We start from the raw sequence: 5276 nt of genomic DNA on the forward strand, positions 1-5276 counted from the left end.
CTGTCTTTTTAGATAAGTGCGCATTTACGACTTGAGAAATTTATTCCACGTTGTTGTATAAATTTTCAAGTCCTAAATACGTCCTGCGGAGCAAAAGCCAAAATGACTAAAACTAAGAAAAAGGAATAAAAACGATGAGCCTATTTGAACCATCAAGTTTCGAGAAGTATAGAGAACTGGCAACCAATAAACCAATAACCGTTGAGCTAACTACAGATCAACAAGCGGTCATCTTGAAGACTCATGATTACGGTTTAAATGCCCTAACCGAGATTGAAGAACGGCTGTTATTGGGTCTAATGTTCACCCTAAAAAATGAAATACATCCGTAGTCATGGCAATCTACTATGCAACGACTAAGCCCATATCAAGAAGTGGCGGCCGCAGTGCAACGGCATCCGCCGCTTATCGTGCTGGTATAGAGATTACAGACGAGCGCACAGGGTTAAAACACGACTACTCAAAACGTAGCGGTGTAGAGATGTCATACGCTTTTGATAAGACTATGAAAAATATTGATCGTAGTGAGCTATGGAATAAAGCAGAGCTTGCCGAGAACCGCAAAGATGGGCGCACCGCTAGGGAATGGGTGCTAGCGATACCGCATGAGCTTGTACCTAAGGACAAGAAAAAGCGCAAAGATTTAAAACAGAATGAGGGCGCAAGGGTAGCCATTAGGTTCGCTAAAATGCTAGCAGAGCGTTACAACGTGGGCGTTGATGTGGCTATTCACTCTCCCGATAAAGAGGGCGACAATCGCAATTGGCACGCTCATATCATGACCACAACAAGAGAGCTTAGCCGTACCGCTACCGGTATCGAGCTTGGCGACAAAGCTAGCATCGAGCTATCAAATGCTAAGCGCAAAGAGCTAGGGCTAGGCTCGACAAGCAACGAGATCAAAGGGCTACGAAAAGAATGGGAAACCATCGTCAACACTCAGTTAGAAAAGCAGGGCATCGAGGAGCGTATTGACCATAGAAGCCTAAAGCAGCAAGGGATAGAGCAGAAACCAACAATTAAGATGGGTTGGAAAGCGTCAGCAATGGAGCGTAGGGGCATTGTTACCGACAAAGGCGATCTAAACCGAGAGATTACCGCAGATAATCAGCAGTTGCGTGACCTACAGATAGAGTTTGCAGCCCTTACAGAGGCTAAGACAGAGATAGAGAACGTCAAAGAGCAAGCCAAAGGGATGCAGGACTTCAGAGCAGAATATGAGTTATTTAAACAAGAGCAGCAGCAACAAAAATTAGAACGTCAGGAACTCGAAAAAACCCACGAAAAGCAGCAGGACAGAGGCATTGAACCATGAGCGATGACAGCACAAAACAGCATCTATTTGCATTGATGGCACACGCAGAAGAACAGCAAAAGAATATTGACCAAACCTTAGACATCATCAACAAACAACAAGCCCAGATAGAGAGCTTGCACAAACAACTACCCAACCTTGCACAGCAGTTGTTTACGGACTCTCTTAAGGACGCTAGAACGTCCATAGAAAGCGATTTGAACAATCATGCGACCAAAGCAGCGCAAGACCTTAGAAAAGCATCAAACAATGCGATAGGGGCAGCTGACGCAATCAAAGAAGAGTCAAAGTCGCTTAGTTGGAAACACGCATTTATAACGGTAGGGGCTATTTTAGGAACTTGCGTATTAGTGATACTAGGTGCAAGCCTGTTCATTCCAAGCCTTGATGATATTGCAGAACGTACAACAACCGTTGAGATGTTGAACAACGCAGGCGGTGTTTTGGATTTGAAAAAATGTGATGGTGAGCTATGCGTTAGGATAATGACCAAGAATTGTAGAAACGGTAAGTACAATGATTATTGTATTTTAGATTTAAAAGACTAACGCCCTAGCGGTTGTTGGGTCAGCGTTGATCCGTGTGCGAACGGATGCACACGAACACCGCTCGACCTTTACAACAAGACAAAAATAGGCGTAAACTCAAACGCTAGAAACGAGTAAGCCCCAATGCTGCAAACATTAGGGCTTAATGTAATTCTCAGTGTGCGACCACCAAAAACCACGTATCGTAGGGGTATTTTAGTTGGTCGCACACACTAAAACAAGGCTTTTTTGTATTTGGTGGGATAGGTTTAAGTAACCCATACTACTACCTGATGCAAAACTGAAATTTTACAGTGTACGCAATCAAACAAATAGACCCGACCGACTGGCAGAGCGTCAGCACTCTAGCCCAATTCTACGCAGACCTAGCGACTAACCCCTATTGCACCAATGATAAGGGTTTTAGCCACATCCGTACCAAATCGCACGCTATAAAACACGCCTACATACAACCCAATCATCCTGAAATTATCAAGTGGCTTGTCTTTGATATTGACGACCCACAAGCCCTATTTACTTACCATGATAAGGGGTTACCACGTCCGCAAATTATTATCAAAAACCCCGAAAACGGACACGCCCACTACGCCTACAAGCTAACAACGCCAGTGGGTAAATGGCGCAAGTCAAGCCAAAAGGCGATGCGATACCTTGCCAGTGTGCAAAAAGCCCTACGATTAGCGTTAGAGGCAGACAAAAGCTATGGTGGCAACCTAGTCAAAAACCCTTGCCACACCTCGCACGAAGTATATTTAACAGGGGCTAAGCCCTCTTACACCCTTGCCGAGCTTGCCGAAAACTTAGACCTAGAGCTTTATCAAGCGCAAGAGCCAGCCAATGACGAAGGCTATGGGCGAAACTACAGCGTTTTTCAACACGTCCGACCATACGGTTATGCCTTAGCATCCGCGCCTTACAGCGAGATTGTCAGACAGTTACAGCCGATAGCAGAGCAGTATAATCAGCGTTTTGATGTGCCACTGTTTCCCAATGAGCTAAAACACATTGTCCGCAGTATTGCCCGATATTGCGTACGAATGGACTTTACAGCAAGCCACAAGGCACTTTCAGAGCGTCAGAGCCATCGCTCAAAAATGAGATGGGGTGATAACACCGACAAGCAAAAACAAGCCCGAATATGGGCATCTGAAGGCGTGAAAATAGGGGTCATTGCGGAGCGTTTAAGCATATCACCTAGAACCCTTACACGGTGGGGTATACAGAAGAAGCTAAAGTAAAAATCGGACATCCCAGAATCAGATAATAGCCCGTAGGGGTTTTTGAGGGTTGCCGTTAAGCTGAGCTAATCAATTTTCGCGCTGTTTTGCTTCTTCTCAAAATCATCAAAAATTAATTAGTCTTTTTCAATCGACCGCAGTCGATTGCCGCGACCTTGATAACAAGCCTAATGTTCTATCGTTTCGTATCTGTCCTTTTAAGTCTGTCATGATTGCACGCTAATTTGGCTCTAATTTGGCTGCTGGTGGCGTTCTGAGTATAGGTGGGCTACCCTAGTGCCATTTCAATATTTCAAAGCCCTTACAGCGCGTTCTGTTGGCGTAGTATTAAACTTGATTTAGTGGGTCAATTTTTAGTTTCGCCGTATATCATTAACATTCCGCCAATTGTGACTAGAGCTAGCCCAGAGATTTTGTATATGTCTATCACTTTAACTTCTAAACCAAATAATCCTGTTCGGCTTAGAATAATGGCGAAGTACATCTGTCCAAGGAAAACCCAAAGTAGGGTGTTGCCTGCGCCTATTTTAGGGGCGGCAATGAACATAAATAGGATATAAAAACTTCCTAAAAATCCTGGTAGCCACATCCACCAAGTAGCATTTCCAATAAGCGGCGGCTTGATCCCGCCACTCATAAAATAGGCTAGCAACAAAGAAGCGAATGCCCCACCTAGGTATAAATAAAATGTAGCTTGTATTTGAGAAGCCTGAGTACTTTCGCGAAAGGCATTTACAATAGCTAGCTGTAATGGAACAATTGCACCTCCTAGTAAGCTAATCAGCACATAAGGAAGTATTTTCATTAAATTTGACCTCTTCTGTTATACCATTCCAAAACTTATCTAAGTGACTCAAAATACCGTCAAAACCCTCTAGAAATCTAGTGTTTTTGTTTTCATCATCTATAAGCTCCCAGATGGTTTGATTGAGATCTTCTGCGTGTCGTGCTTCAGTCCCATCTAAATGAATTTCATAGAAATATTCGACATTATCCCACTCGCTCTCGGAAAAATCACTCTTGTTTTTTTCTAACCCTTTGAGTAATAACTCTAATTGGGGTAAGGCATGTATCTCTTGAGCTAAGGCAGCTCCCAGCATTACAAATAAGTCTCCTTTAAAAAAGTCTTCTGAAGATTTTTTAAGGAGCATGGTGGTAGGAAGTCCTTTACAAAATTTGATTTCTTTACTATAAACGGCGTTGCTATAAGTCTGTGTGGATTTATTGAATAGATAAGCGTGAGAGCTTTCTTTACCATCACCTTTTTCGTCTTCAATATTGTGTTCGAAAGCATGAATTATCTCATCTAGCGCATAATCGTTACCAGTTTCTTTAAGTATTTCCAAACCTGCCTCAAGTCTTTTAACTGTAGGCGCTAACCAGTGTCTCAAGTTATTCATAATTATACTGTAATCATTGAAACTAAAGTTCTCGCTAGGGTCAGCCCAGCGTTTTAATATGTCGTTATGGGCTACTGATCTAGCACGATTTTTTAAGAACGCATAATCCATTTTAAATCTCCGATTCAAGTAAAGTTAATAATATATCGAAACAAAGCTACCAAGATATTACACGGAAAAATAGTAGAATTTTGTTTGTTTTAAAATTTCTTTATTTGGGCTTTAGTGAATGGCGATTAAGTTCTTACAATGCACTAACAAAGTTAGTATAATGGACTACGTTAATAACTTGAGGTCTTATCATGGCAAATACTCTACCAGACAGAAGTGATAGCACGTTTACTTGCAGAGCCGATAAAGAATTGGTTGAGGCGTTCAAGCGCATAGCTAAAGATAACAACCGCACCGCAAGCCAACTGGTTAGAGATTATATGATGGCTTACGTGAAAAAAAACGGTCAAGGCAAATTAGATTTAGACTGAGTTATTTTCACCAGAATCACTGACCATAGCTTGTCTTAATTCTTCGAGTAGGGGTTCGATCCGTTTTATATCAGCTGGACGGGTGATGTGAGTGCTAGCGTTTTCAAGTATAAATTTAGCGATGCCAGTGTTTGTTTTAGCAAGGGATAAAAACATGCCACCGATGATTACTTTTTGACCAGTTTCTAATGAATTTTTTTTAGCCATTAACCGTTTTCTTTCAGCTTCGTTTCTTGCTAATTTTTGTTCTATAGTTAGCATAGTGTTATCCGTATTTGAAATTGTTTGTGCTA

The 5276-nt window shown here is 42.1% G+C and carries 8 protein-coding genes; 5 read left to right on the forward strand and 3 right to left on the reverse strand.

The genetic code is table 11. From position 1 onward, the window contains the following. Positions 1 to 134: 134 nt before the first annotated feature. From ABYU67_RS11740 to ABYU67_RS11755, 4 genes are all read left to right on the forward strand, one after another. A complete protein-coding gene (locus ABYU67_RS11740; RefSeq protein WP_372845416.1) occupies positions 135 to 332 on the forward strand; it encodes a hypothetical protein in 198 nt (65 codons plus the stop codon). A gap of 2 nt (positions 333 to 334) precedes the next feature. Next, positions 335 to 1315: a MobA/MobL family protein gene (locus ABYU67_RS11745; protein ID WP_372845418.1), complete on the forward strand. Its 981-nt coding sequence runs from the start codon at positions 335 to 337 to the stop codon at positions 1313 to 1315. Further along, positions 1312 to 1863, forward strand: coding sequence for a hypothetical protein (locus tag ABYU67_RS11750; RefSeq protein WP_372845420.1), 552 nt, complete (start codon positions 1312 to 1314; stop codon positions 1861 to 1863). The genes ABYU67_RS11745 and ABYU67_RS11750 overlap by 4 nt, the downstream gene beginning before the upstream one ends. A 293-nt stretch (positions 1864 to 2156) precedes the next feature. Beyond that, positions 2157 to 3101 carry a replication initiation protein gene (locus tag ABYU67_RS11755; RefSeq protein WP_372845422.1) on the forward strand — a complete coding sequence of 315 codons (945 nt, stop codon included), beginning with the start codon at positions 2157 to 2159 and terminating at the stop codon, positions 3099 to 3101. 346 nt (positions 3102 to 3447) lie between these two features. Here the strand turns inward: ABYU67_RS11755 and ABYU67_RS11760 are convergent, their stop codons facing one another. Continuing rightward, the gene (locus tag ABYU67_RS11760; RefSeq protein ID WP_372845424.1) at positions 3448 to 3906 is read right to left on the reverse strand and encodes a DMT family transporter; all 459 of its coding nucleotides are present in this window, start codon (positions 3904 to 3906) and stop codon (positions 3448 to 3450) included. Continuing rightward, positions 3878 to 4612, reverse strand: coding sequence for a DUF3865 domain-containing protein (locus tag ABYU67_RS11765; protein WP_372845426.1), 735 nt, complete (start codon positions 4610 to 4612; stop codon positions 3878 to 3880). The genes ABYU67_RS11760 and ABYU67_RS11765 overlap by 29 nt, the downstream gene beginning before the upstream one ends. Before the next feature lie 191 nt (positions 4613 to 4803). Here ABYU67_RS11765 and ABYU67_RS11770 point away from each other — a divergent pair, with 191 nt between their 5' ends. After that, positions 4804 to 4983 (forward strand): ribbon-helix-helix domain-containing protein, encoded by a 180-nt coding sequence (locus ABYU67_RS11770; protein ID WP_372845428.1) that lies wholly within the window; start codon positions 4804 to 4806, stop codon positions 4981 to 4983. On the opposite strand, the gene ABYU67_RS11775 is transcribed toward ABYU67_RS11770, so the two are convergent. After that, positions 4975 to 5276: hypothetical protein (locus ABYU67_RS11775; RefSeq protein ID WP_372845430.1), on the reverse strand; the 302-nt coding region annotated here is incomplete at its 5' end. The genes ABYU67_RS11770 and ABYU67_RS11775 overlap by 9 nt on opposite strands.

Source organism: Psychrobacter sp. (assembly GCF_041554015.1).
Classification (GTDB): domain Bacteria; phylum Pseudomonadota; class Gammaproteobacteria; order Pseudomonadales; family Moraxellaceae; genus Psychrobacter.